General features: G+C 39.7%; 21 protein-coding genes. 7 read left to right on the top strand and 14 right to left on the bottom strand.

Going from position 1 to position 24,151, the window contains the following annotated elements:
- Positions 1-75 precede the first annotated feature (75 nt).
- The 5 genes from rfbD to D2V08_RS06340 are packed head-to-tail and all read right to left on the bottom strand — an operon-like array spanning position 76 to position 6,053.
- Positions 76-852: a dTDP-4-dehydrorhamnose reductase gene (rfbD, locus tag D2V08_RS06360; protein WP_119607213.1), complete on the bottom strand. Its 777-nt coding sequence runs from the start codon at positions 850-852 to the stop codon at positions 76-78.
- A 41-nt stretch (positions 853-893) separates the two neighbouring features.
- The gene (locus D2V08_RS06355; RefSeq protein ID WP_119607212.1) at positions 894-1,943 is read right to left on the bottom strand and encodes a hypothetical protein; all 1,050 of its coding nucleotides are present in this window, start codon (positions 1,941-1,943) and stop codon (positions 894-896) included.
- 2 nt (positions 1,944-1,945) lie between these two features.
- A complete protein-coding gene (locus D2V08_RS06350) occupies positions 1,946-3,634 on the bottom strand; it encodes a DUF6909 family protein (RefSeq protein ID WP_119607730.1) in 1,689 nt (562 codons plus the stop codon).
- A 49-nt stretch (positions 3,635-3,683) separates the two neighbouring features.
- A complete protein-coding gene (locus D2V08_RS06345) occupies positions 3,684-5,183 on the bottom strand; it encodes a GH3 family acyl-acid amido synthetase (protein ID WP_119607211.1) in 1,500 nt (499 codons plus the stop codon).
- Positions 5,184-6,053, bottom strand: a complete 870-nt coding sequence (locus D2V08_RS06340; protein WP_119607210.1) for a M23 family metallopeptidase — start codon at positions 6,051-6,053, stop codon at positions 5,184-5,186. It abuts the gene before it with no gap.
- A gap of 166 nt (positions 6,054-6,219) precedes the next feature.
- Between D2V08_RS06340 and tatA the strand changes: the two genes are divergently transcribed.
- From tatA to D2V08_RS17700, 3 genes are all read left to right on the top strand, one after another.
- Positions 6,220-6,417, top strand: coding sequence for a twin-arginine translocase TatA/TatE family subunit (gene tatA, locus D2V08_RS06335; RefSeq protein WP_100816759.1), 198 nt, complete (start codon positions 6,220-6,222; stop codon positions 6,415-6,417).
- Positions 6,418-6,634: 217 nt separating this feature from the next.
- Complete coding sequence (locus tag D2V08_RS06330; protein WP_119607209.1) at positions 6,635-8,698, top strand: OmpA family protein; 2,064 nt, start codon at positions 6,635-6,637, stop codon at positions 8,696-8,698.
- Positions 8,699-8,950: 252 nt separating this feature from the next.
- Positions 8,951-9,121 carry a DUF6747 family protein gene (locus D2V08_RS17700; RefSeq protein ID WP_313790099.1) on the top strand — a complete coding sequence of 57 codons (171 nt, stop codon included), beginning with the start codon at positions 8,951-8,953 and terminating at the stop codon, positions 9,119-9,121.
- A 77-nt stretch (positions 9,122-9,198) separates the two neighbouring features.
- On the opposite strand, the gene D2V08_RS06320 is transcribed toward D2V08_RS17700, so the two are convergent.
- From D2V08_RS06320 to D2V08_RS06310, 3 genes are all read right to left on the bottom strand, one after another.
- Positions 9,199-10,197, bottom strand: coding sequence for a DUF4837 family protein (locus tag D2V08_RS06320; RefSeq protein WP_119607207.1), 999 nt, complete (start codon positions 10,195-10,197; stop codon positions 9,199-9,201).
- Positions 10,198-10,209: 12 nt separating this feature from the next.
- A complete protein-coding gene (locus tag D2V08_RS06315) occupies positions 10,210-11,811 on the bottom strand; it encodes a LysM peptidoglycan-binding domain-containing protein (RefSeq protein WP_119607206.1) in 1,602 nt (533 codons plus the stop codon).
- Positions 11,812-11,929: 118 nt separating this feature from the next.
- Positions 11,930-13,120 carry a phosphoglycerate kinase gene (locus tag D2V08_RS06310; protein ID WP_119607205.1) on the bottom strand — a complete coding sequence of 397 codons (1,191 nt, stop codon included), beginning with the start codon at positions 13,118-13,120 and terminating at the stop codon, positions 11,930-11,932.
- A 180-nt stretch (positions 13,121-13,300) separates the two neighbouring features.
- Here D2V08_RS06310 and D2V08_RS06305 point away from each other — a divergent pair, with 180 nt between their 5' ends.
- From D2V08_RS06305 to D2V08_RS06285, 4 genes are all read left to right on the top strand, one after another.
- Positions 13,301-14,452, top strand: coding sequence for a DNA polymerase III subunit (locus D2V08_RS06305; protein WP_119607204.1), 1,152 nt, complete (start codon positions 13,301-13,303; stop codon positions 14,450-14,452).
- Between the two features lie 13 nt (positions 14,453-14,465).
- Positions 14,466-14,861, top strand: coding sequence for a DoxX family protein (locus tag D2V08_RS06300; protein ID WP_119607203.1), 396 nt, complete (start codon positions 14,466-14,468; stop codon positions 14,859-14,861).
- A gap of 13 nt (positions 14,862-14,874) precedes the next feature.
- Positions 14,875-15,330 carry a hypothetical protein gene (locus tag D2V08_RS06295; protein WP_119607202.1) on the top strand — a complete coding sequence of 152 codons (456 nt, stop codon included), beginning with the start codon at positions 14,875-14,877 and terminating at the stop codon, positions 15,328-15,330.
- Positions 15,331-15,534: 204 nt separating this feature from the next.
- On the top strand, positions 15,535-16,113 hold the full coding sequence (locus D2V08_RS06285; protein ID WP_220473383.1) for a DUF7010 family protein: 579 nt from the start codon (positions 15,535-15,537) through the stop codon (positions 16,111-16,113).
- 55 nt (positions 16,114-16,168) lie between these two features.
- On the opposite strand, the gene D2V08_RS06280 is transcribed toward D2V08_RS06285, so the two are convergent.
- From D2V08_RS06280 to D2V08_RS06255, 6 genes are all read right to left on the bottom strand, one after another.
- Entirely contained in the window at positions 16,169-16,675 is a 507-nt protein-coding gene (locus D2V08_RS06280; RefSeq protein ID WP_119607201.1) for an OmpH/Skp family outer membrane protein, read from the bottom strand.
- A gap of 242 nt (positions 16,676-16,917) precedes the next feature.
- Positions 16,918-17,748 (bottom strand): class I SAM-dependent methyltransferase, encoded by an 831-nt coding sequence (locus tag D2V08_RS06275; protein ID WP_119607200.1) that lies wholly within the window; start codon positions 17,746-17,748, stop codon positions 16,918-16,920.
- On the bottom strand, positions 17,726-18,271 hold the full coding sequence (locus tag D2V08_RS06270) for a hypothetical protein (protein WP_119607199.1): 546 nt from the start codon (positions 18,269-18,271) through the stop codon (positions 17,726-17,728). The genes D2V08_RS06275 and D2V08_RS06270 overlap by 23 nt, the downstream gene beginning before the upstream one ends.
- Positions 18,272-18,367: 96 nt before the next feature.
- Positions 18,368-20,236 carry a tRNA uridine-5-carboxymethylaminomethyl(34) synthesis enzyme MnmG gene (mnmG, locus tag D2V08_RS06265; protein ID WP_119607198.1) on the bottom strand — a complete coding sequence of 623 codons (1,869 nt, stop codon included), beginning with the start codon at positions 20,234-20,236 and terminating at the stop codon, positions 18,368-18,370.
- A gap of 2 nt (positions 20,237-20,238) precedes the next feature.
- On the bottom strand, positions 20,239-20,658 hold the full coding sequence (ybeY, locus tag D2V08_RS06260) for an rRNA maturation RNase YbeY (RefSeq protein WP_119607197.1): 420 nt from the start codon (positions 20,656-20,658) through the stop codon (positions 20,239-20,241).
- Positions 20,651-24,073, bottom strand: coding sequence for a coiled-coil domain-containing protein (locus D2V08_RS06255; RefSeq protein WP_119607196.1), 3,423 nt, complete (start codon positions 24,071-24,073; stop codon positions 20,651-20,653). Before D2V08_RS06255 ends, ybeY begins: the two co-directional genes overlap by 8 nt.
- Between the last annotated feature and the right edge of the window lie 78 nt (positions 24,074-24,151).

Genomic DNA, 24,151 nt, shown 5'->3' with positions numbered 1-24,151 from the left:
GGTGTTTGCATCTTCTTCCTATAGACTGATTGAAACAGTCCAAATTTGGTCCCTAAATTCACTAGCTTTGTTTTTCTATAATAGAACACTATTCTTGGGTCGCTTTGCGAAAGTACGATAATTCGTGTCCAAAACAAGTTTGACCTTTCCTGTCAATCCATTTTCACTGAGTATTTGCTTAGCAAATTGGTGCCAAGTCATAGGCTTGCCATCTGTAAAATGATATATTCCAAAAGGTTTGTTTCCCATTACGATTTCTTTCAAAATAAATATCGCCAATGCCTCTGTATTGGTCGGACATCCTTTTTGGGCATCGGTAATGTGAAGCTCCTCTCCCAATTTAGCCTTTTTAACAATTGTACGATAGAAATTATGGCCGTACTTTTTGCTATACAACCAAGATGCGCGAATTATGAAATGGTTGGGTAATATCTGTTGAATAAATTTTTCCCCGGCCAACTTGGACTTTCCATATACGTTGATTGGATTGGTAGTGTCATCACTGGTGTAGCCTCCCTTCTTTTCACCATCAAAAACATAGTCCGTAGACAGATGTATTAAGGTGGTTCCTTTTATTTTACAGGCCTCAGCAAGGTTTTTTACCCCTTCTGCATTGACAGCAAATGCCTTGTTGGGATGTTTCTCTGCTTCCTCCACATTCGTATATGCAGCACAATTTATGCAGAAATCATACTCCCCATGTTGAAAAACTTGGGTTACTTGGGCGCGTCGGGTAATATCAAGTTCCTTGGATGTTCTGAAATCAAAAGAAGCTTCTGTAAAATCATGGGCCTGTTCCTGTAGCGTTAGTCCTAGTTGACCACTCGAACCAGTTACCAGGATTCGCCTCATTGTACTCCCTTTTTGATTTTCCCTCAAACTAAAAACCTAGATTATTTTTGATTGTAGGATTTCAAATACCTGTTAAGTTCCAACAATGCCAAGATGCCGAACACCAATATCAATAATAAAATAGGTAGTTTAAACTTATAGCTGTTCCAGATTCCCTTTTGCTCTACACCTCTTGAGGGGAAATCACTGATCACGTTTATTATATTTGACTTGTTGGCCCTTTCTTCATTCAATTCGACCAATCTTTCTTTTAATATATCTTTTTCCTGTATTAGGGCAAGTTCTCTTCCTTTAGAGTCTCCTCCCTCGGCCATATTGATGCTAGTTCCCTGCATTGGTTTGTCTGCTTCCTTGACCAAAACAGTCCTATATAAGCTTTGAAGCGAATCTATTTCCACCAATTGGTTTTTGTAAATATCTTCTTGGAGGTCTAGGTTCTCATCATTGATTCTCTTCTGTAACTTGAAGTATTCATTGACGGAAATAGAGTTGATAATTCCTGGTTGTATTTTCTTGGCCACTCTATTATCGGTGCTGATCACTGAAATCTGGTGAAACCTCGCATCCATAGAATTAAAGTTTTGCAAGTAGTTCTCATAATCTATTGCCTTTACCGTCGTAGTGTCCAATCCACGGATAAATTGGTCAAATAGCTTTATCTTCTGGTTTTCATCGGAATATGAGTCGGCGAAAATTTCTTTAATACTGGCCGCTTCGTGTTCGGTAATGTTCAATGAGGTTGCTAGGGCAACCGAATCCTTTGCCTCCGCTAAATCATTATAAAATACTATGTTGTTGTACAACTGTTGAACACTATTAAAGTTAGGTTCCACCACCATTTTAGAAATATATTTTTCCGGCAGTACCCTATCTAAAATAAATCCTCCGACACCTCCAATTATTGCCGCAGCCCCGATAACAATAATATTCTTTTGAACAAATAGAAGAATTAACACGATCAAGTGGAAAATTCCTTTAAAAATGCTGCCAATGAAATTAAAGAACTTTTGAAAGCCTCTACCGATCATTTGGAACAATTGCCTCAAATCGATTTCATCCGAGTTATTCTGATTTACTGGTTGGTCTGCCATACCTATGAGTTGAATATTTGTTTTAAAATCCTGTCCGTAATTAAATATGTAGGTTTTACCCCTGTTGTTCCCAATCCACCCGAGGCTAAGGTGCTTCCTGTTTCCAAGGGATTATCAGATGCATAGTACGCATATCGCACTTGCACATCTTTTTTAATACTTTTTCGTATTTGCGATGCAGATTGTATCGCCTTTTGATAGTGCACGCCTTCCATTTCCAACCCTATCACATTCCATGTGGATTCGTGGAAAAACTGAAGAATATCTCTGTTCTGTAAAGAGGTTCCCAAAACTGTCACCATGGTACCCTCCATAACTTTTAAGCCATAACCTTCAAAATCGGAAGCACATAATTCATTTCTAAAGGGATAATTATCCGCTGTTCCTTCAAAAATATGTGCTGAAGGAATCATTAAGTCGCCCTTACCTCCTTCCAAAATTCCTGCCTTTCCCATAATGGAGACGGAATCTACATTTAGGAAAGTTTTATCTCCGTCATCTTCCAAAGGTTTCAACAACTCATCTATAGTTTCGTAAGCTTGCTCCCCAAAAGCATAGTCCATCACAAATATAACGGGTTTTTCTTCCTGTGGAATATTCTCCGATAAGTTATAGCAGCAGCTTTCATTGCCAAACTTGGCCGTGTCAAAAATCTGAACGTCAATGTTGGCCCCAGATTCATCATCCAAGAAAATCATTCCGTTGTTTTCGGCAAAGTTTTTTACCTTTTTGTTAAGTGATTTATGCTTCTCGGAACCCAATGCTTCATAAATATCAAGGGATTCTTTATCCGGAAACTCTTTGGCCAATGCCTTTTTGGCAAAAAGGGAATTCATAACACTGTGCATATTGGCACTGATAATGTGAAGTGGCCTATGCATTAAATTATGCTGCTTTAGCGTTTTCTTGATTTTGTCGGCCCACTTTTCTCCATGGATATGGTGGCCCAAACGCTCCCTCAATAATGGGCTGAACGTTATGGTCCTTTTGTTTCCTGTGGTTTCCTCTTCGATTGCTAATTTGCCCAACCAATAAATCACGTTTAAAAAATGGTCGGGATCTTCTGGAGTCTTCAACTTATTTTCAATTTCCACCACCTCATCAAAGGTTCTGCCCAAAATATTGGCACAATGGATAAGAGCAACCTCTCGTTCATCATTGTCTTTTTCCTCGCTCAACACAAACTCCGTGAGCTTGTCCCAATCCCGAATGGTGGCATTTCCATCATCAACCAAAACTCTTCTGGAGATTTTACCAGATTCAACAAACAAAAAAGTGAGATGGGTAAGAATATCATAGATATCGCTCCTGCCCCTGGTAATCTCAATGTTCATTTGCTCATCGTCGATACGATAACAGTTTCTTCTTCTTTTGGGGGGCACAATGGGCTTTAGATGTGATTTGGCAAAGCCTTCGTCGGAAGTCAAATTGATAAAGCGACATTCCTCTATGCCTTCTGGTAGTCTTTCCAAAACATAAATCAACCCATTAAGTTCTGCCTTATCCTCCCCTATAGTCCCGTAAATTTCGGGCCTTAGCAGTAAAAGTGCACTTCGAAGCGCGTTACCGGAAACACCAGATGGTTTGTAAAATCCACGGTTTAACAAATGACGCATAGTGATATACAAACGTTCAATTGCGTTTGTGGATTCCTGCGCCCTAGTTGTCTGTTTTACTTCTGTTGCCATCATATCTTCTGGCAAAATAAGTGAATTCCTATAAAAATTTGGCTGTTCTCGGTCAACTAATTTTAAAGGGAAGCAACCCATCGGCTACTTTACGGTCGTTGGCAAGGCGTTGCACCTTGTTCTGACCTCCCAATTTTCCAATGGATTTCATATAGTCTTGGAAGCCATTTGACTTAATCCTGGTGATTTTTAATGGCTGAAGGATGCTTCCATCAATCAAATCAAAATAGTAGCTGTTCTGCTTTTTCATGCTTTCCTCAATAATGTTGGAAAACTTGGTTGGGTCCAATGGTTCATTCTCAAATTCGATAAACCATTCGTGAAAAGGGAGCTCTCCCTCACCCGGGTTGGTCTGGGGTGCAACGGTAAACTCATTAACCACAGCATCCGTCCGCTCAACAGCCAATCGTAAAGCTTCCTCTACCTCCTTGGCAATAACGTGTTCCCCAAATGCAGAAATAAAGTGTTTTATCCTTCCCGACACTATAATTTTAAAGGGGTCTTTAGAAATAAACCGAATGGTATCTCCTAGATTGTATCCCCATAATCCGGCATTGGTAGATATAACCATGGCATAATCCACATCCAATTCAACATCGGCAATGGTCAATCGCTTAGGGCTTTCATCAAAAAACTCATCTGCTTTCACAAACTCATAAAATATACCGGCATCCAATAGCAAAAGCATTCCCTTTTCCTTTTGCGAGTTTTGATAAGCAAAAAAGCCTTCACTAGCGGGGAAAAGTTCAATACTGTCTACTTTTCTGCCAATCAAGTTTTCAAATTTGGCACGATACGGTTCATAATTCACCCCACCATAAATAAACAGTTGAAACTCTTTGAAAAGGTCTCCAACTTTTTTTCCAGTTTTGGCATTGAGCTTTTCAAAATACATTTGTACCCAAGAAGGAATTCCTGCAATAACGGTCATATTCTCCTTTTCGGTCTCCTCAACTATTTTGTCCACTTTAGTTTCCCAATCCTCAATGCAATTGGTCTCCCAACTCGGCAATCGGTTTTTTTGGAGGTAATTGGGCACATAGTGGGCGGATATTCCTGAAAGTCTCCCTAACTTGATTCCATTCTTTTCCTCCAAAATTGGACTTCCCTGCAAAAAAATCATTTTCCCATCTACAAAATCCGCATTACCCGTTTCATGAATGTAGTTCAGGATGGCGTTCCGTGAAGCTTCTACTTGGTTCTTTAAGGATGGCTTGGTAATTGGAATATACTTGGCTCCTGATGTAGTACCAGAAGTTTTGGCAAAGTAGATGGGTTTTCCTGGCCAAAGCACATCATTTTTTCCTTCAATAATCTGTTGAACATAACCTTTCAAATCTTCATAATCCCGAATTGGAACTCTTTCTACAAAATCTTGATGTGAACGAATCAAATTAAACTGATGGTCTTTACCAAAAACAGTGTCCTTCGCTTGAGCGACCAGTTGATTGAACACCCTTTGTTGGGTGTGCACGGGCTCGTTCACCCACTTATTGGTCTTTTTGGCTATTCGATTCGCAAATATTTTTGCTGCAAACGCTTTTAAGGACATTTAGTTAAAATCAATATAGTTTTGCGGATCTACCGGCTTGCCCTTTCTCCAAAGTTCAAAGTGCAAGTGTGGTCCTGTTGTAAGTTCTCCCGTATTCCCAATCGATGCGATTACTTCGCCAGCCTTTACCATATCACCTTGGGCTTTGCTCAAAGAGCCGTTGTGTTTATAAACAGATGTAATACCTTCTTGGTGTTCAACAATGATAACATATCCTGTTTCAGTGGTCCATTCTGCAAAAAGAACAGTCCCATCGGCGATAGATTTTACAGGTGTATCCCTCGGGGCTACGATATCTACCGCATAATGCTTTGTTTTCTGATCAAACCCTTGCGTCAATGTTCCGTTTACGGGCAAAAAGAACAGCGTCCCCAAGTTCTCCACATCTCTTTCAAAAAGATTGTATTTGTCTTCCAATTCCACTTCTTCTCTTAAAAGCAAGTCCTCTCGAATGGGGGAAAGGTCAACGGAGGCAGGATCTAATTTATATTGTTCGAACAAAGAGTCGCGATTGGTCTGGTTGTTCTCGATATCTCCCCTTAAGACCTTTCTAACATTGTCTAAATACCGATTGGTATAGTTGAGGACGGTCACCAATGAATCCGTTTTATACGTAAGATCGGTGGCCTGACGTTTTAATTTGGTGGATGAATATCCCGGGATATATTCCCTTAACGGTGTAAAAGCAATAATCAGTGTGGTCAAACCGATCAACACAATAATAAACATGGTTCCTGTAACAAAAACATTAAGCCTGTTGAGTTTAAAAGATATCTTCTCCTCAAAGGTGCTCTCATTAAGAATAACCAAGCGGTACTTGTGCAACAGCTTACGCTTTATCTCCTTTCTTTTCTTTTTGTCCTTTGCCATGATGAACAAAGATAGTCTTAGATTTTAATATGCATGTTAAGCTTTTTAAAAAGCTGTAGCCGATAAGTTCTTAAAATTCAATTTCAAATACTAATTTTCGTTAATCGAACATAGTCTTCCACATCTTTTTAGTACTTTTACATTTCTAATTAAAGGTTTTGATGATATGATTGCTCAAACTATATTTCTAGGCATGTTAGGCCCTTGGCAAATTGTTTTGATCGTTGCCGTGGTAGTTTTGCTTTTCGGAGGAAGAAAGATTCCAGAACTTATGAGAGGCCTTGGAAGCGGGATTAAAGAATTTAAAGACGCAACCAAAGAGGACGAAAAATTGGAGGGCGGCAGTAACGAGTCGAAATCCTAATTGGATTTTATGGGCTGAAAACCATAGTGTTTTAAATGGTTTTTCGACCAACGACAACATTTTTTTAGCGTTCAATGCCGTAAATTTGTCCTTTCACAACAAAAAATTATCACCCCACTTACCTTATCCTATTTTAGCGGTTACAACTAAACTGTTAAGCCCCTTATGCTTAACCTCCAGATGAACAAAACAGTTCATTTGCGCAGATGGAGTGGTAATGAAAAGACTGATCTTGCTTTTTTCTTTGTTATGCTCACTTGGGACTTATGCCCAAGAGCTTGCCCTGTCCAATAATTATGGTGGGGATACTTCATCGTCCAAAACGGTACAGAGCAGCAATGGTGATATCTCACAGGATAAATTTGTAAAACATCTTGATGGGCTAAGTAATAAAAGGCTTCACAAGTATCTTAGCAAAAAGGGTGTTTCTGAAAAGCTCATCCAAAAAGGAAACGAGTATTTCGATAAGATGTGGTATGCAGAAGCTGCACGAGTTTTTGATATTGTTCTTGAAAAAACAAAGGTCGAACACACTTTATCCCTGTTATCCAGAGCGGGAGATTCACACTATTATAGCGGCAATCTTGAAAAATCATATAAATGGTATAATGAACTTTATCAATTATACGAAGATGAAATGCAGGAGGACACTTTCTTTAAATACACTCAAACCCTAAAGGGAACGGGCAAATACCGAAGAGCCGCCACATTGACTAAAATCCTAAGACAAAAAAGGGATAAGCCCTTAAACGAGCTTAAAAAGTTAGAGGTAAGAACTTGGAAGGGCGCAACTGAGGTTAAAATCAAAAATCTTGGTGTCAATTCCAAGTATTCCGATTTTTCTCCCATGTTCCACAATGATTCCGATATTGTTTATGCTTCGGCAAAGGATTCTTCTATTTTGACGACTCGTCGATATCGATGGACCAATCAACCTTTCTTGGATCTGTATGTGGCAAAAAAGAAAAATGATGAAGGAGATTTATTTGGGTCCAAAAAATTCTCCAATAAAATAAACACTAAGTTTCACGAAGCTTCATTGGCTTTTTCTCCTGACCAAAAAACAATCTACTTCACCAGAAACAATTATGGCAAAAGGTTAAAGCGGGGCAAAAACGGTATTAACCATTTAAAAATTTATCGTTCCCAATGGGTGAATGGAGAGTGGACCGAAGCGGTGGAGCTTCCATTTAACAGTGAAAATTATTCCACAGGCCACCCCACAATCAGTACAGATGGTAAAAAAATGTACTTTGTTTCCGATAGACCGGGCGGTTTTGGCGGAACAGATATTTATGCTGTTGATATTTACGACAACGGAACGTACTCTGAGCCAAGAAACCTTGGGAGGACCATAAACACGGAAGCAAAGGAAATGTTTCCATATGTCACAGAAAAAGCCCTTTATTTTTCATCTAACAGAGCCATGGGCTTTGGTGGATTGGATATTTACAAGTCCGATGGTGCAGACGAGATGTTCAGTGTTGGCATAAATTTAGGGAAACCTATCAACAGTAATCGAGACGACTTCTCTTATATAATAGATTCAACTGGAGTAAAGGGTTATTTTGCTTCCAACCGGAAAGGAGGGAAAGGAGACGATGATATTTATTCCTTCACATACATACTTAATTTAAATGCCATTAGCGGTTCTGTGGAAAACATGTCAACAGGAGAAGTGATCAAAAGGGCAAATATTTCATTGTACCAAGATGGGTCACTGGTAAAGCAAGCTATATCAGATAATGCTGGAAAATATACTTTTAAACACCTTGACCCAACAACCGAATATAGTGTAGTGGCAAAGAAAGAGGGCTTTGTGAAAGATAGCCTATCGGTAAAAACCAAAGAAAACAAAAACATAACAGTTTTCCAGACTTTAAAAGAGCAAAAAAAAATTGAGAACAGTGTGCCTACTAGTAAAGCTTTTGAGCCCAGTAATGTATACTTTGATTTTGATAGTTATAAAATTACATCCCTTTCTGCCCAAGAACTGGATAAGCTAATCACTGTTTTAAAGGAAAACCAATACCTGTCCCTGAAAATTGAATCGCATACTGATGCGGTCGGTTCCAAAGCCTATAATAAGTACTTATCTGAGAAGAGGGCGGAATCCACCAGAGCCTACATTGTTTCACAAGGCATTGATCCCTCAAGGATTCTTAGCGCCATGGGTTATGGGGAGGAAAGGTTGCTCAACGATTGTTGGGATGGAAAACCTTGTGCACCCAAGCAACACCGTCTAAACCGAAGGTCAGAATTTATTCTTGTTTCAGAATAAATAACCCCACCCCTACATAAAAAGCAAGTTTGAGCATGCTCTTTTTAGAGCTCTTTTGCAGTTTATCGATATTATGGTTCCTCTAACCGTTTAAGGCAATATGTAGTTTGTCGATTAAACCAATGCGTTGGTGGACAATTACATACAGGTCGGTATTTTAAACGTCGATTTTCAGTCTTTCAGCCTTTTATTTTAAAACTCCGTTGTTAAAATGGAACCTTTGCTATGTCTTTAAATCTTAAAATCACACTTATGAAGAAACTATTACTTATTAAAGAAATATATTTAGAAGGTTTCCGCAATTTGGGAAATATAATATTGGAAAAATACTTTAAGATATTTGCCTGGTTCAGCTTTATCATGTTCTTTATCGTGCTTTACGCATTTATTTACAGAATAGCTACAGGCTTTCCGTTTGATTAAAACGGCATAAGCTTTAAAGAACAAAAAAGCCCAGTACAAAAATGTCTGGGCTTTTTTGTTTATTAATATTGTCTTTTCTAATCTGCCGAGGAAGAGGGGTTAAATGCTATAGTTTTCAATATGGCCTCCAACTCGAACATGTAGTCTCTTTTTGCTTCGGAAGGGGCAAAGGTAAACCCTTCTATCACGACCTTTCTATTATTTTCTTTATCGTTGATGATATATGTTAAAAATGGCCCTGCCATCGGATATCCGTGAATTTCCCATACTCCTTTTACTTCTGCTGCTTTTTTACCTCCTATTTCTGCAGGGAAAACATAAGGAGCAAAAGCCTTCTCGGTAATCATATAGGTATTCTCATAAGGCCCGGGGATATATTTTTGGCCAATGGAATCCCGCATTCTTACAATATCCTCAACAAACGTGGAATCGTTACTGAAGTAATCCCATGGCATTTCGTAAGCAATGATATTCATGGTTCCCTTTGGAATCTGTATATCCATCCAAACAAAATCGCCTTCTCTTCGTCCCACCTTATAAAGCGATGGAACATTAAGATGAATTCCAAGCTCTTCATCAAGAGCCTTGTCTTTGCTCAAGGAACGCTTAAATCGTCTTTGGGCCTCGGCTATCTCATTGGCTTTGAATTCTTTTATGGCTCTATCTGCCAAAGAATCTAGATTTTTAATCAGTATTTCCTGTGTTGGCCCTGTCACCACCGCCACTTTTTGCGGTTTGGAATATGCATCGTCCTTTATATGTGCCAAAGAAGTAGAATCTTGTTCGACATATAATAACGATCTAGAGTGGGTAGTTGTACCCTTGAATACCTTTGGAGGTACCTGAGTAATGGTGAATTTAGGCTCTATTTGGGGCAAACCAATAATCTGGGCAGCAAATTCGTCCCTTATTTTTTCCCCTACCGGTCCTCTCCAAAGTTCGGTGTCCATAACAACCATCAAGGAGTTAATGCCCCCTGTGGAGGGTGGAAGAAATTTTTCTTTTGAGCCTGAATTGTTGCAGGCTCCAAACGCCAATAAAACTAAGGCGATTACTAGTGTTCCTAATTTTTTCATGTTGTGCTAAATTTACGAAGAACAATCACACAATTTTAGTTTTGTGCCTGGTTTTAGATTATTCCCACTAATACCGTTCCATTCTCGCAAATTTTCGATAGAAACTCCTGGATATTTCTTTGAGATCGTCCAAAGGGAGTCTCCGGACCTGACCGTGTGGATTTTTGAACCGCTCACCACACTTCCCGATGATTTGGAACTATTACTTTTTGTGCTTGTTTTGGCGATATAGGGTTTTCTTGGGAAAATCGTTAATCGTTGCCCTATTCTCAAGTTATTGCTTCGAAGCCCGTTCCACCTTTTAATCTGACTGACACCAACACCATATCGTTCGGCTATCTTGCCTAGATAATCACCGCTCCTAACCCTATATCTAATTTGGTCTTTTGCCGTTACCATATTTGGTAAAGGTTTTTCCAATGAGTCCAGCTCCTTTTTCACAAAGGCATAAATCTCTTCTTCATTGGACACGAACTTTCCTATTTTGGATGTTGGCAGTCGCAAAGTATAGTTTTTGCCTTCTACTTTGGGAATAATGTTAAGTTTATAAGCCGGATTCAACATTTCCAACTCCTCGGTGCTAATATCTACCAACTTGGAGATTTGGTCAAACGTAATGAGGTTTTTTACATGAACCGTATCCGTTTCAAAATATGGGCGGTCTGCTTTCTTATATTGGAGCCCATGTTCCTCGGCATATTCAAAAATATACATGGTTGCCAAAAATGCAGGAAGATATCCAGCTGTTTCACGTGGAAGAAATGGCCTAATGTTCCAATAGTTTTCATATCCTCCCGAGCGTCGAATGGCCTTGTTTACATTTCCCGGACCCGAGTTGTATGCCGCCAAAGCCAAATCCCAATCGCCGAAAATATCGTAAAGTCTTGAAAGATATTTACTCGCCGCCTTGGTGGCCCTGATAGGGTCGTGCCTTTCATCAACATAACTGCTTACATCCAACCCGTACATTTTACCCGTACTGTACATAAACTGCCAAAGTCCCTTGGCGCCTACTCTAGATCTTGCTTTTGGGTTAAGTGCAGATTCCACAATGGCCAAGTACTTAATCTCCAACGGAATGTTTTGGTTGTCCAATTCCTGCTCAAACAAGGGAAAGTAAAATTGGCTGGCTGTAATCATACGCTGCATCAAGTCCCTTCTTCTGGTCAAAAAAGACTTGATCACACTTTCCAAAGATGAATTGTAGGTGATCTTAAAAGGGGTTTTCTCGTCCATTCGAGCCAAACGTGCCTTAAGTGTGTCCGTTGGTAAGTCCACAACAAAAATGGAATCTTGTTCAGGACCGTTTTGGATTTCCAACAACATATCGCTAAACAAATCTGCATTGCTGTGAAGCTCGTTCAACCAAAGACTGTCGTAATGCCAAGCTTCCTCCAAGTCACGCAATTTGAATTTTCCATCTTCATGCGTTTCCAAGGCCATCAACTGGCCGTCAATTTTTATGTTGGATACTGCAATAGTTGCTTTTTCCTCTTCTTGATGCGAAGTGGAATCTTTCTCCGAAATAGGCGTGCCATCATCTTGTTGGGCACTTATATAGGGAGCTGCGGACAAAAGGGCCGCACAAACAGCTATCTTGAATTTATGGTTCATTTGGACAAGGTTTGATTTTTGGGAGAAACTAAAATGGCTTTTTTTTCTGAAATAGTAAAGCCCAGAAACAAAATTCTCTAAGTTTTAACGTTTCCCTCAATAACTCACAACGTGAGACTTAGTCCAATATTGCAGCGATACCCGGCAAGGTTTTTCCTTCCAAGCTTTCCAACATGGCACCACCTCCCGTGGATACGTAGCTTACTTTGTCCTCGAATCCGAACTGCTTTACCGCAGCAACGGAATCTCCGCCGCCCACAAGGGAGAATGCCCCACCTTGGGTAGCTTCGTCAATATAATTGCCTACCGCAATGGTTCCCTTGGCAAAGTTTTCCATTTCAAAAACACCAACAGGGCCATTCCACAAAATAGTTTTGGATGCCAAAATCACTTGTTTGAAAATTTCCAAGGTTTTTGGACCAGCGTCCAATCCTTGCCATCCATCAGGAATTTTATCCACATCAACAAATTGGGTATTGGCGCCATTATCAAAGTCATCGGCTGCCAAAACATCTACCGGCAAATATATTTGTACGTTTTTGGCCTCGGCCTGCTTAAGAATCTCTAAGGCCAGCTCCATTTTATCATCCTCGCAAATGGAATCTCCTACTTTACCACCTTTTGCCTTCACAAAAGTGTAGGTCATACCCCCACCAATGATCAGGTTGTCAACTTTGTCCAATATATTTTCGATGATGGTGATCTTGGAGGACACTTTAGCCCCTCCCAAAATAGCGGTTACAGGTTTTTCACCTGTTTCCATCACTTTATCTATCGCTTTAATTTCCTTCGCCAACAGATATCCGAAACATTTGTTCTCAGGGAAAAATTTGGCCACAATGGTTGTTGAGGCGTGAGCACGGTGAGCAGTGCCGAAGGCATCGTTCACGTAGATATCTCCATGTTTGGACAACTCTTTTGCAAAAGCTTCATCACCGGCTTCCTCTTCCGCGTGAAAACGAAGATTCTCCAATAAAAGCACCTCACCGCTTTGCAAACCAGCTACAGCATCATCAGCCTTTGCACCAACACAATCTTCTGCAAATTTTACCTGTACACCGATAATCTCGGATACGGTTTCCGTAATGTGGGAAAGCGACATATCTGGGTTTACCTTTCCTTTTGGTCTTCCCATATGGCTCATTAAAATGGCCGACCCGCCATCTTCCAAAACTTTGAGTATACTGGGTTTTGCAGCATCAATACGGCTGGTATCGGTAACGTTGAAATCGCCATCCAATGGCACGTTGAAATCAACTCTGATCAATGCTTTTTTTCCTTCGAAATTAAAATCGTCTATCGTCTTCATGTAGTGTGCTCTTTTTTGAGAGTCTCAAATGTAAAGATTTCCTGCTTTTTCCGTGGTTTGGGAGGCCTAATATTTTAAAGTTTCACGGTTTTTAACCTTTTTGGTTTGATATGTTAAACCCGCAAATGATTGCAAAAGGGTTCCTGCAAAACTTCAACTCTTAAAATGTATCTTTGAAACATGCTTTTTAAAAATGTTTTAGGGCTCGAGCATATCAAGAATCATTTGATCACCACGGCGGAAACAGGTCGGGTTGCCCATGCGCAATTGTTTGTGGGTCCCGAAGGTTCCGGAGTGCTGCCCATGGCTTTGGCCTATGCGCAATATTTGCTCTGTGGTAATACCGGCGGAGAAAATGATGGCGAAAACACAGTTTGCAATACCAAATGTAATTCGTTGACTCACCCAGATCTCCATTTTGCGTTCCCGGTTTCCAATTCGGACAAGGTAAAATCGCATGCGGTTAGCGACCATTATTTAGAAGAGTGGCGTCAGTTTGTAAAAGAGCAACCTTATGGCAACCTGTTTGATTGGTACCGACACATTGGTATTGAAAAAAAGCAGGGACAAATCGGGGTTGACGAAGCTCAGGACATGGTTAAAAAGCTATCGTTGAAATCTTATGAAGGGGGGTATAAAATCCTAATTGTTTGGATGGCCGAAAAAATGAACACCTCTGCCGCCAACAAGCTCTTAAAACTCATTGAAGAACCCCCGAACAAAACCGTATTGCTTCTATTGGCGGAAGATGAGGAACAAATCATCAATACGATTCGATCTCGCTGCCAAATTTTGAACTTTCCGCCTTTGGCTGAGCAAGTTATTACCGATGAGCTTTTGCTTAAAGGTGTTGCCCAGACCGAGGCTCTTACCATTGCACTAGAGGCAAACGGCAATTTTAATAAGGCCCTAGATTTATTGAACAAAGATTCAGAGGACTTGGTCTTTGAACGTTGGTTTGTACAGTGGGTGCGAAGCGCTTTTAAGGCCAAGGGCAACAAAGGGGCGATACAGGAGTTGATTTTATGGAGCGAAGAGGTGGCTAAAACCGGGCGCGAAGTCCAAAAAAAATTCTTGAACTACTGTCTCACCATGATGCGGCAAGCACTATTGCTAAATTATAATGCAAATGAGCTTGTGTACGCCAAAGTACATATGGAGGGTTTTGATCTGAAGAAGTTCGCCCCTTTTGTACATGAAAACAATATTTTGGATATTGTAAAGGAGTTGGAGCAGGCAATTTTTCACGTGGAACGTAACGGAAATTCCAAGTTGATTTTTACTGACCTCTCTATTAAACTTACGAGGCTTTTGCATGCAAAAGCTGCTTAAATAAAAACTTATCATGAACAATTTATTTTCGAATACTACAGAAATTTTACTGCTGGTGTTTTTGACCATCACCTTTTTACAGAGCGGAATAGATAAAATTTTAGATTGGAAAGGCAATTTAGAGTGGCTGACCGGACATTTTTCAAAATCTATTTTTAAAGGGACTGTCCCTGTGCTTCTCAGTATTATTTTGGTGCTTGAAATGCTCTCCGGAATTCTCTCTGGTGTAGGTGTTTTTCAATTTGCCATTGACGGGGAAAGTCTTTATGGCTTTTACGGTGCTACCCTTTCTGCAATAACCTTGTTGATGTTGTTGCTAGGACAACGTGTTGCAAAGGATTATGCGGGGGCACAAACCATTGTTGTGTATTTGATTCCTACAATTTTCTTGTTGTATTTGATGCAATAAAATTATTCCGAACATGATTCTTGAGCCCAACCAGAGACCAGAGCTTTCCGGTAAAACCAAAGATTCCTACAATCAATTTGAGCGATTGATTCTTGAAATCAGGAAAAAGAAACTGCCCGAAGAAATAGCGTTTGTCATCAACAGGCATATAACACAACTGAATTCGGTCGAGGATACGGGTAAAACATTGCGGAACGAGATTCGAAAAGAACAATCCAAAATTGTTGGTTTACTTGCTCAAAAACTAAAAATTGTGCCCATAAATTATTTTCGAAAAACTTGGTTTGTTCTTGGAATGACAGTTTTTGGAATTCCCATTGGTGCAGCATTCGGGCTCAGCCTAAACAATATGGCCTTTTTGGGCATCGGTTTGCCTATTGGAATGTCCATAGGACTTGCCATAGGTGCACGAATGGACAATAAAGCCAAGGAAGAGGGCCGACAGCTTGATATTGAACTTAAGGTGTAATCATGTTTGGAAAAAAAGCGATTGTGCCTTTGGTGCTCATCCTCATCAGCCTGGTTTTATTTGTTTTCAATCTTTTTGAATTAGAGAAAAGCAATAGTGCGATATGGGGTATGGTCTCCAATGTTTTGTTAATTGGGGCCATGGTTTTTGTTATGGTTGGGAACAACAAAAAGTCAAAAGAATAACAACAACTCATCATTAAAAATGAACGAACAATCAGAAAATAGAGAGGGCGCTTCTATTGATAATATTGCAAACGCACAAGCCGATCTTCGCAGAGGTTATGCCGATGGTGCTCTGGGGGTGCTAGCTTCGGGAACGGTTTGGATGGCGGCCGCTTTGGTCGCTTTTTTGGTTTCCTCACAAACTGCAATTTGGACCTTGTTTTTTGGTGGAATGCTCATTCATCCTTTAGGATTGTTAATGGCAAAGCTAGTGGGTGTTCCGGGAAGCCATTCCAAACAAAATCCATTGGGTAAACTTATTATGGAAGGGACCATATTTATGCTGATGTGCATTCCCTTGGCCCTGCTCCTTTCGTTACAGAACCATGCTTGGTTTTTTCAAGGGATGCTGTTGATCATTGGTGGCAGATATTTGACGTTTGCCACGCTCTACGGCATCAAAACGTATTGGATTCTAGGGGCGGTTCTGGGTGCCGCAGCATTTGCCTTGTTCTTTTTTAACGGGAATCCGGCAATCTCTGCATTGTCCGGCTCGATGATAGAGATTGGCTTCGGAATTTTTCTTTTTCTATCGTATAAAAAGAACCAATCACAATAAACAAAAAACCCACTCTAAAAGAGTGGGCCTTCAAAATCTAATTATTGTATCGAGTTTAATTCTCGTACTTGTCGTTCAAAATCTTAAGGATTTCGTTGGTTAAGTCTTTGGCGTCGTCTCCATAAATTACGGAACCACCATCGCCACCACCCAAAATATAGGTGTAACCGTTGGCCTTACCATAAGCCCTGATTTCTTTTTTGACCTTTCTTACCAAAGTATCCATTTCAGTTTGACCTTTTTGCTGCAGCTGTTGCTCTTCTTGTTGCAACTGCTGTCCTATTTGCTGACCTCTCTGTTGTAGTTGGGCGTATTCCTCTTGTGCATTTTTCTGGGACATTTTCTGTGCCTTGCTCTGGAATTGTTGCAATTCCATTTGGAACGCTTGGGAAATACTGTCCCTTTTTTGGGTTATGGCTTGGGCCTTGCTTTGATATCTGGCATCGACATCAATTTTTTCTTGATAGTCGTCCATGATCTTAACACTGTCCACATATCCAATTTTGTTTTGCTGACATGCCATGGCTGTGATGGCAATCGCAAGCACTACTAATTTTTTCATCTTTTACTTTTTATCGATGCGCAAAAATAGAAAAGCTTTTGGAAAGCTGGTCATTAAGTTTTTGTGATGTGAAATTTACCTCCAAAACCCTTAATAAGAATTTCTTATTGAAGTCGGTCAAAACGATTGAATACGTTTATTTTCCCGGCTTTTAGAAACGGGGATTTCTGAGTCGTTCTTTTTTGTTTCGTAAGAATGCTTGTCTTGTGTGCGTTTCTATCCACAAACAGCTTTAAAACGGCTTATTTCTTCTTTTTAAGGATGTATATCAATGAAGAGTGCTCTTTGGTGAAGACGGCCTTCAGATTGGACCACAGGCCCACGAAAAATGCACTGATAAGATACAACTTGTTGCCCCTGTATTTTTCGGATAACATGGAAACATAAAAAGCATCGAACAACATGGGTTTAATTTTGATGACCTCCATTTGATGACACGCAAAAAGTTTGGTGATGGATGTTTTTGAAAAATGCCAAAGGTGTCTCGGTACATCAAAAGCTGCCCAATGGGATTTATAGTGTTTGGCATCAAAAGATTTAAAATTGGGAACGGCAATGATTAAAACCCCTTCCTCTTCCAAAAGATTTACCAGTGTTTTTATTTGTTCTTCTAAATTGGGCAAATGCTCCAAAACATGCCAAAGCGTGATTGCCTGAAATTTTTGTCCTGATACCTGTTCCATACTTGACAAAAGATGCATTCCCTTTTCGCCTGCAAGCATTCGAGCTTTCTCATTTGGCTCCACGCCCGTTACCTTAAAACCAGATTTTTTAGCGGTAATCAAGAAATCTCCCGTTCCAGCGCCCAAATCCAACAGATTTTTGAGTTTATCTAATTGATTTTCAACTATTTGAACCTTTTTTATAAGATTTTTCGCCTTAATTAATTGATATAATTTGTCCGTAAAGGAAGTTTTGGAGTCTGTATGGGAAATATAGTCCTTACTTTCATAATAAGGAGCCAGGTTTAGGGGTTCCGGTTTGGTTACCAGCATGTCCAAGTCCTCATCCCTGTGCAACTCGAATGGTTCATCGGAAACGGAAAAGTCTTTAGTTTTTAAAAACAACCTCATTGTAATTGTCTGTTGCCAAGTATTCTTTTTTCAATTCCCGAAGATAGGATAAAACAATTTCCCTTGAAATGGAATTATCAGACAAACAATCTTTTTCTCTATCACTAAAAACTTCCATGGCGATATACCAATTTCCAACACGTGAGGTATGGGCCTCATCAAAAACAGGGTCCATATCCGTCGCTTGGTTTAAGGCAACGTCTAAAACCAAAGGAATTAAATTGATTGTTTTGGTTGGAATTTCAACCTCGTAAAATGAAAAATAGAATGTTTGCCCTTGTACTAAAAATGGAACTTGGACATCCACATAATAATCGTTGAGTTGAAATTTTGTGTTGACATAATTGTGAAATTCGTCGGTGTCCTTAGGGTCTTCAAAAACAAAAACATTCTTTTTTGGGAGACCTTTTTTGAATCGCTTTCCCTGAGTCAATTTAAAATCTTTGATGTTAGGAGCAATACGAAGTGGAATACAAGAATTCAAAAAAATCAAAACAAAGATGGCTAGTAAAGTTGGTTTCATCTGGCATAGTGTTACGCCAGATTAGAATCAAAAATTGAGCCATTTGCGTACTAATACAAAACAAAAAACGTGTTCCACGTGGAACAACTTTAATTTCTATCTGCCCAAATAAACCAAAAGAACACTTATATCGGCAGGAGAAACACCACTGATTCTTGATGCTTGTGATATCGTAACTGGTTGAATAGATTCCAGTTTTTCTCGCGCTTCGTAGGACAAGGATTTTAGTTTTGAGTAATCAAAATTATCAGGGATGCGAACACTCTCCAATCGCTGAAGTTTATCTGCATTGGTCTTTTCCTTCGCAATATATCCTGAATATTTTACTTGGATTTCCGCCTGTTCCAACACCTCGGAATCCAACTCATTCTCCTTTACAAATTCGGAAACGGAATCCAATTGAAGCATATGATCCATGGTTACTTTTGGTCTGGAAAACACCTTGAACAACTTATCGGATTGTTTCACCAATGATGAATCCAGAGACTCCAAAATTGGATTGATTTCATCTGTAGTAAAGCTTGTCTTTTTAAAGAAATGAACGAAGCTGTCCGACTTGCTCATCTTCTCCTCCATCCTTTTGAGGCGTTCTTCTTTAGCTAAACCTATTTCATAACCTTTGGGTGTGAGCCTTAAATCGGCATTATCCTGACGCAATAAAGTGCGGTATTCTGCCCTAGAGGTAAACATTCGATACGGTTCCTCAGTACCCTTGGTGATTAAATCATCCACCAAAACACCGATATAGGCTTCATCCCTTTTAAGAATAAAGGGCTCCTTTTCATTGATTTTTAAGTGGGCATTTATGCCTGCCATCAAACCTTGAGAGGCAGCTTCTTCATAACCCGTTGTTCCATTGATTTGACCAGCAAAATAAAGGTTGCTAACCAACTTGGTTTCGAGGGTGTGCTTTAATTGGGTAGGTGGAAAATAGTCATATTCGATAGCATAACCAGGCCTAAAGAATTTGACATGTTCAAATCCTTTTACAGATTTTAAAGCTTTGTATTGAACATCTTCAGGCAAGGAGGTTGAGAAACCATTGACATACATTTCCACCGTATCCCACCCTTCCGGCTCCACGAAAATTTGATGGGAATCCTTATCGGCAAAACGATTAATTTTATCTTCAATGGAAGGACAGTACCGTGGCCCAATACTTTTAATTCTTCCATTGAACATTGGTGATCTTTCGAAACCTTCCCGGAGTAAATTATGTACCAATTCACTTGTATGGGTCATATGACAATCGCGTTGGACTTGAAGTATTGGTGTGTCCAAATAGGAGAATTTTTCGGGCTGATCATCACCGGGTTGAACAATCATCTTTGAATAATCCAAGGATCTTCCATCGACTCTTGGAGGTGTACCGGTTTTCATTCGACCGCTATCAAAACCCAAATCCACTAATTGCTCCGTGATTCCAGTTGCGGCTTTTTCACCAGCTCTTCCTCCTCCTAATTGTTTCTCTCCGATATGTATCAATCCATTCAAAAACGTGCCGTTCGTAAGCACTACGGATTTAGCTCTAATCTCTAAACCAAGACTTGTTTTAACACCTACTACTTTATCCCCTTCTATCAATAAACCATTAACCATTTCCTGATAGAAATCTGCATTCGGTGTATTCTCCAAAGCCATTCTCCACTCCTCTGCAAAACGCATTCTATCATTCTGCGCCCGCGGACTCCACATGGCAGGTCCTTTGGATTTGTTCAACATCTTAAACTGTATCGCAGATTTGTCGGTAACGATTCCGCTATATCCTCCAAGCGCATCAATCTCACGAACAATTTGTCCCTTTGCGATTCCGCCCATGGCTGGGTTGCAAGACATTTGTCCAATAGTTTGAAGATTCATTGTAACCAACAAAGTGCTTGAACCCATATTCGCAGCGGCGGCAGTTGCTTCCGCACCAGCATGCCCGCCTCCTACAACAATAACATCATATTCCTTTTCAAACATACCTATGGTTCCACGTGGAACATTTTAATTTTTTCCTCTTCCTTTTCTCTCATTATTCTCTTCTCCTTATTGGACTTGTCTCCAAATCCAGCCAAATGAAGAACCCCATGACACATTACTCTCCTTAATTCATTTGAGAACGCTACATCATACTTCTTGGCATTATCTTCAACCCTGTCCGTAGATATAAAAATATCTCCCGAAATAGTGTTGCCATCCCTATAATCAAAGGTGATGATGTCAGTAAGAGTATCGTGATTTAAATATTCTTTGTTCAGCTCTAAAAGGTAATCGTCGGAGCAAAAAATATAATCTATCTGTCCGGCGGAAAAACCTTCAGAAACTATAATCCTATTTATCCAATCGACATAGTCGGATTTATTTTGGATTACCAATTCACTTTTAAAATGAAACTCAATCATTATCGAAATAAACCTTTACTTTCTTCTCAAAATTTTGCCGCAAAGGTAAAGCTTGTCTATTTAATATTTCAATGCTATTCTGGTAATTTTGAAGTAGTTCCGGTTTCGTGGTGATAGGATTGCTGAATTGATTTTGGTTAGTATTGCTTTCGCGTTCCTTTTTTTCTCCCTGTTCCATCGATGCATTTTCCAACTTCATCAATTGGTGTTGAATGTTATTGGCTTTGTTTCGCGTGCGTTCCGTGATACCATTTTCTAATAGATCATTCTCAAAATCCTCCATTTGTTGAACGAGCTTTTTGGCCAAATTCTTATCAGAAACACGCATCATGTCCTCCAACTGCTTCTCCAAATTCTCACGCAAAAACTGTTGCTCTTTATAAATCTCATACACCTCATTAAGGTCCATTTCTCCTAATCCATTACCACCAGATTGAGAACCATTTTGATTCTGACCTCCCTTTTGGCCGCCCTGTTCCTCTCCATCCTTTCCTTGCTCACCATTCTCTCCTTCTCCCATATTTCCTTTTTCTCCCTCTTGCTGACCACCTTCATTCTCGCCTTGTTTTTCTCCTTGACCTTGAGACTGTTTACCCTTTTGACCCGCGCTATTCATCTTTTCTTGAATACCCTTTTGTCCTTTAATGATATCAGGAAGTTGAAAATCCTGACCCTCACCCTGTCCTTGACCAGGGCCCATATTCTGCTGCATATTATCTAAAATGTTGGCCAAAAAATCTGCCAACGCATTCGTGGAATTTATTACATACTGTTGGTAAGATGCCCCTTGGTAAATTTGATTCTCAGCAATACTCTCCAAAGATTTATCAATGTTATAATAGACCTCGGTAATTTGTTCATTTACAAACTCCGATAACTCTGCCCTACGTAATGAAAGCGCAAACAAACTATCATCAACGTGCTCGAACAACCTCCTCAGGTTTTGTTGATCCTTAACCGTTCGTGAGAACTGGGAAATGTCTACATCAGCGCTTTGAATGTTATCAAAAAGGTTCTCTTGTTTGAATGAAAAAGTAACCAAATTATCAAGAATCTGACGTAACATCTCTGCATCCTCTGCATCAGTTTCACCACCTCCCATTGAACTTGATCTCATAGATTGGCTCATTTCTCTCATCTTCTGCGCGGCAGATTTTTGTTTTTTAGAAGCATTATTTCTAGCCTCTTTCTTCTCTTTTGATTGCGAAGATTCCTCTGCACCCTGATGCTTCTTGATTGCATTCAAAGCCTCCTTTTGGTCTTTTTTTACACCATCCGTCTTGTTTTTTTTGGTGTCAAGATCCAAAGGTTTCTGAAGTTGCTCATTCTCCTTTTCTAGCTCCCGGATTTCCTCTTCTAGGCTATCGAACTCTTCGTTAAGTTTTCCCTGTTCCTCTTCACTATCCTCCTTAAGATCAGCATTAGACAACTCCTCTTGTTTGTCCGCCAATTCCTCCAACTCCTTTGAGATTTGTGAAGCCTTTTCCGTAACATAGTACCGTTTGGTCAATTCTAAAATTTGTTCAAGATTACGGGTATTTTTTCCTTGGTTTTTACCTAGCTCTTCCAAACGCTTTTGGAGATCTTCCTTGTCAATTTTATCCGCAATCTTGTTTAGTTCTTCCAACAACTCCGCATTCTTTTTTGCCTCGGCTTCCTGTCGCTCCAAACGTTCCTGAAGCATCTTCTTCATTTCAGAATCTTCAGCATTTTTATCGATACTTTTATTCAAGTCTTTACTAAACTTCTTCATCAGCTCTTCTTGCATCTTCTGCTGCTGTAAAAAGTTTTTTATCTGACTCTTATCTTCAAAACTAAGGGACTTTTCTTCCTTCTGAATATTATTGATTTCGGAAAGTGTTTCTTCTTGCTGTTTTAAGTTCTTTAGCGATTCTCCCATTTTGTTCAAAGTAGAGTTTTGAAACTCTAATTCCTTGTTATTCAACTCATTATCATCATATAAAGATGCATTGAACACCGCACTTTTCGTAACCTTTCCACCTCTAACACCATCATTATCAACCACTTCAAAATAAAGTTTATACTTTTTGCCTGGCTGAAGGTTTAAACCTGACGGAAATGTATAATAAAACTGATACACATTTGTGTTCGGTGCTTCCAGTGAAATTCGTTGAACATTGTTAACATCATCCGAAGGATAACTGACCAAGCGTATTTCCTTCAACCCGTGATCATCGACAGCTTGACCTGTGAAATAGGACTGATTGGGATTTAATGAATCGAGTACTTGATCTACCTGCACGGTTGCCTTGGCGTCCTTAATGACATTTAGATGGTAAGCCAACTTTTCAAAACCTTGAACCCGCTCGTTCGATGTGCTGAGTTCATAATCAAAATCATTAAAAAGACGTTTCGAATTAGAAAAAACATTGTCCTCCCTATTGAATAAAAGTGACGAATCAGCAGCAATCATTTTTATCTCATCGACATGATTACCTTGAATTTTCCAGGTCACTTTTGTGCCTTCTGGGACTTCGGCATTTCCAGTTCCCGTTATTACCTCGGGTATCAAATTAAGGTACTTTGGGTATTCCAACTCCAAAGCGAAATCCACTAAAGTTGGTGTTCTATAACTATTTATAGAATAGCTTCTGGAGTTCCACCCATTGGCTGTCAAATAAAAAGATGTTTCTGGAACTGGTGCTTCAAATCTATATTCGTAAAACTCCCCTCTTCGCTGCATCAACAATTCCTCTCCATTAACAATCATCTGGACATTGTCGGGGCGAACTTCCCCAACGGTTTTTACCTGAATCGTCAGCGATTGATTGTCCAAAACCTCCAGCTTTTTATTCATCATCTGGAAAGAAAAAGGTGCTGGCCGCTCGTACGCCATATCGTAATGCATCACCCTCTGGTGTGAATTGAAGAAAGAAACAACATCCCCAGTAATCCAGATAAAGGCAAACAAGACCACAGGTATCAAAATGTACTTCGCATACTTATAACTGTCCTTGAAATTAACAGCTTCAGCAAAAGGAACAGGTCCCAAATTTGATGCACGTTGTTCAATACTGGCCATCAACAAATCGGACTTCTCTTGGTTCTCGGACAACTCCAATAGATTAAGAAGCTTGTCATCCACATTTGGAAAATGCTTTCCAATCAGTTGCGAAGCAGCTCTTTTATCGATTCCGTCACGAATTTTAAATAGATATAATACCGGAACAGCGATGTACCGATATAAAAGATACAGTTCTACCACAAGAAACAGGATGAACAGGGTAAGTCTCCACGACTCACTCAACCATAAAACATATTCAAAATATGTAATGGCCATCCAAAATAAAGTGCCAAGCGTCAAAAACAGAAAGATTCCTTTTATCAATTGTTTCGTGTAAAACCGTTTGATAAACCGTTCTAGCTTCGCTATTATGTTCTGATATGCGTTCAAAATGGAGTATAATTATTACCAAATTACCCGATCCGCTGGAAATCAGTAGAAAAAATTTGTTAAACCTTGATCTATCCA

The organism is Flagellimonas lutimaris (genome assembly GCF_003581615.1).
Classification (GTDB): domain Bacteria; phylum Bacteroidota; class Bacteroidia; order Flavobacteriales; family Flavobacteriaceae; genus Flagellimonas; species Flagellimonas lutimaris.
Note: the sequence above shows the minus strand (reverse complement) of the source record. Positions and strands in the feature narration are given on the sequence as shown.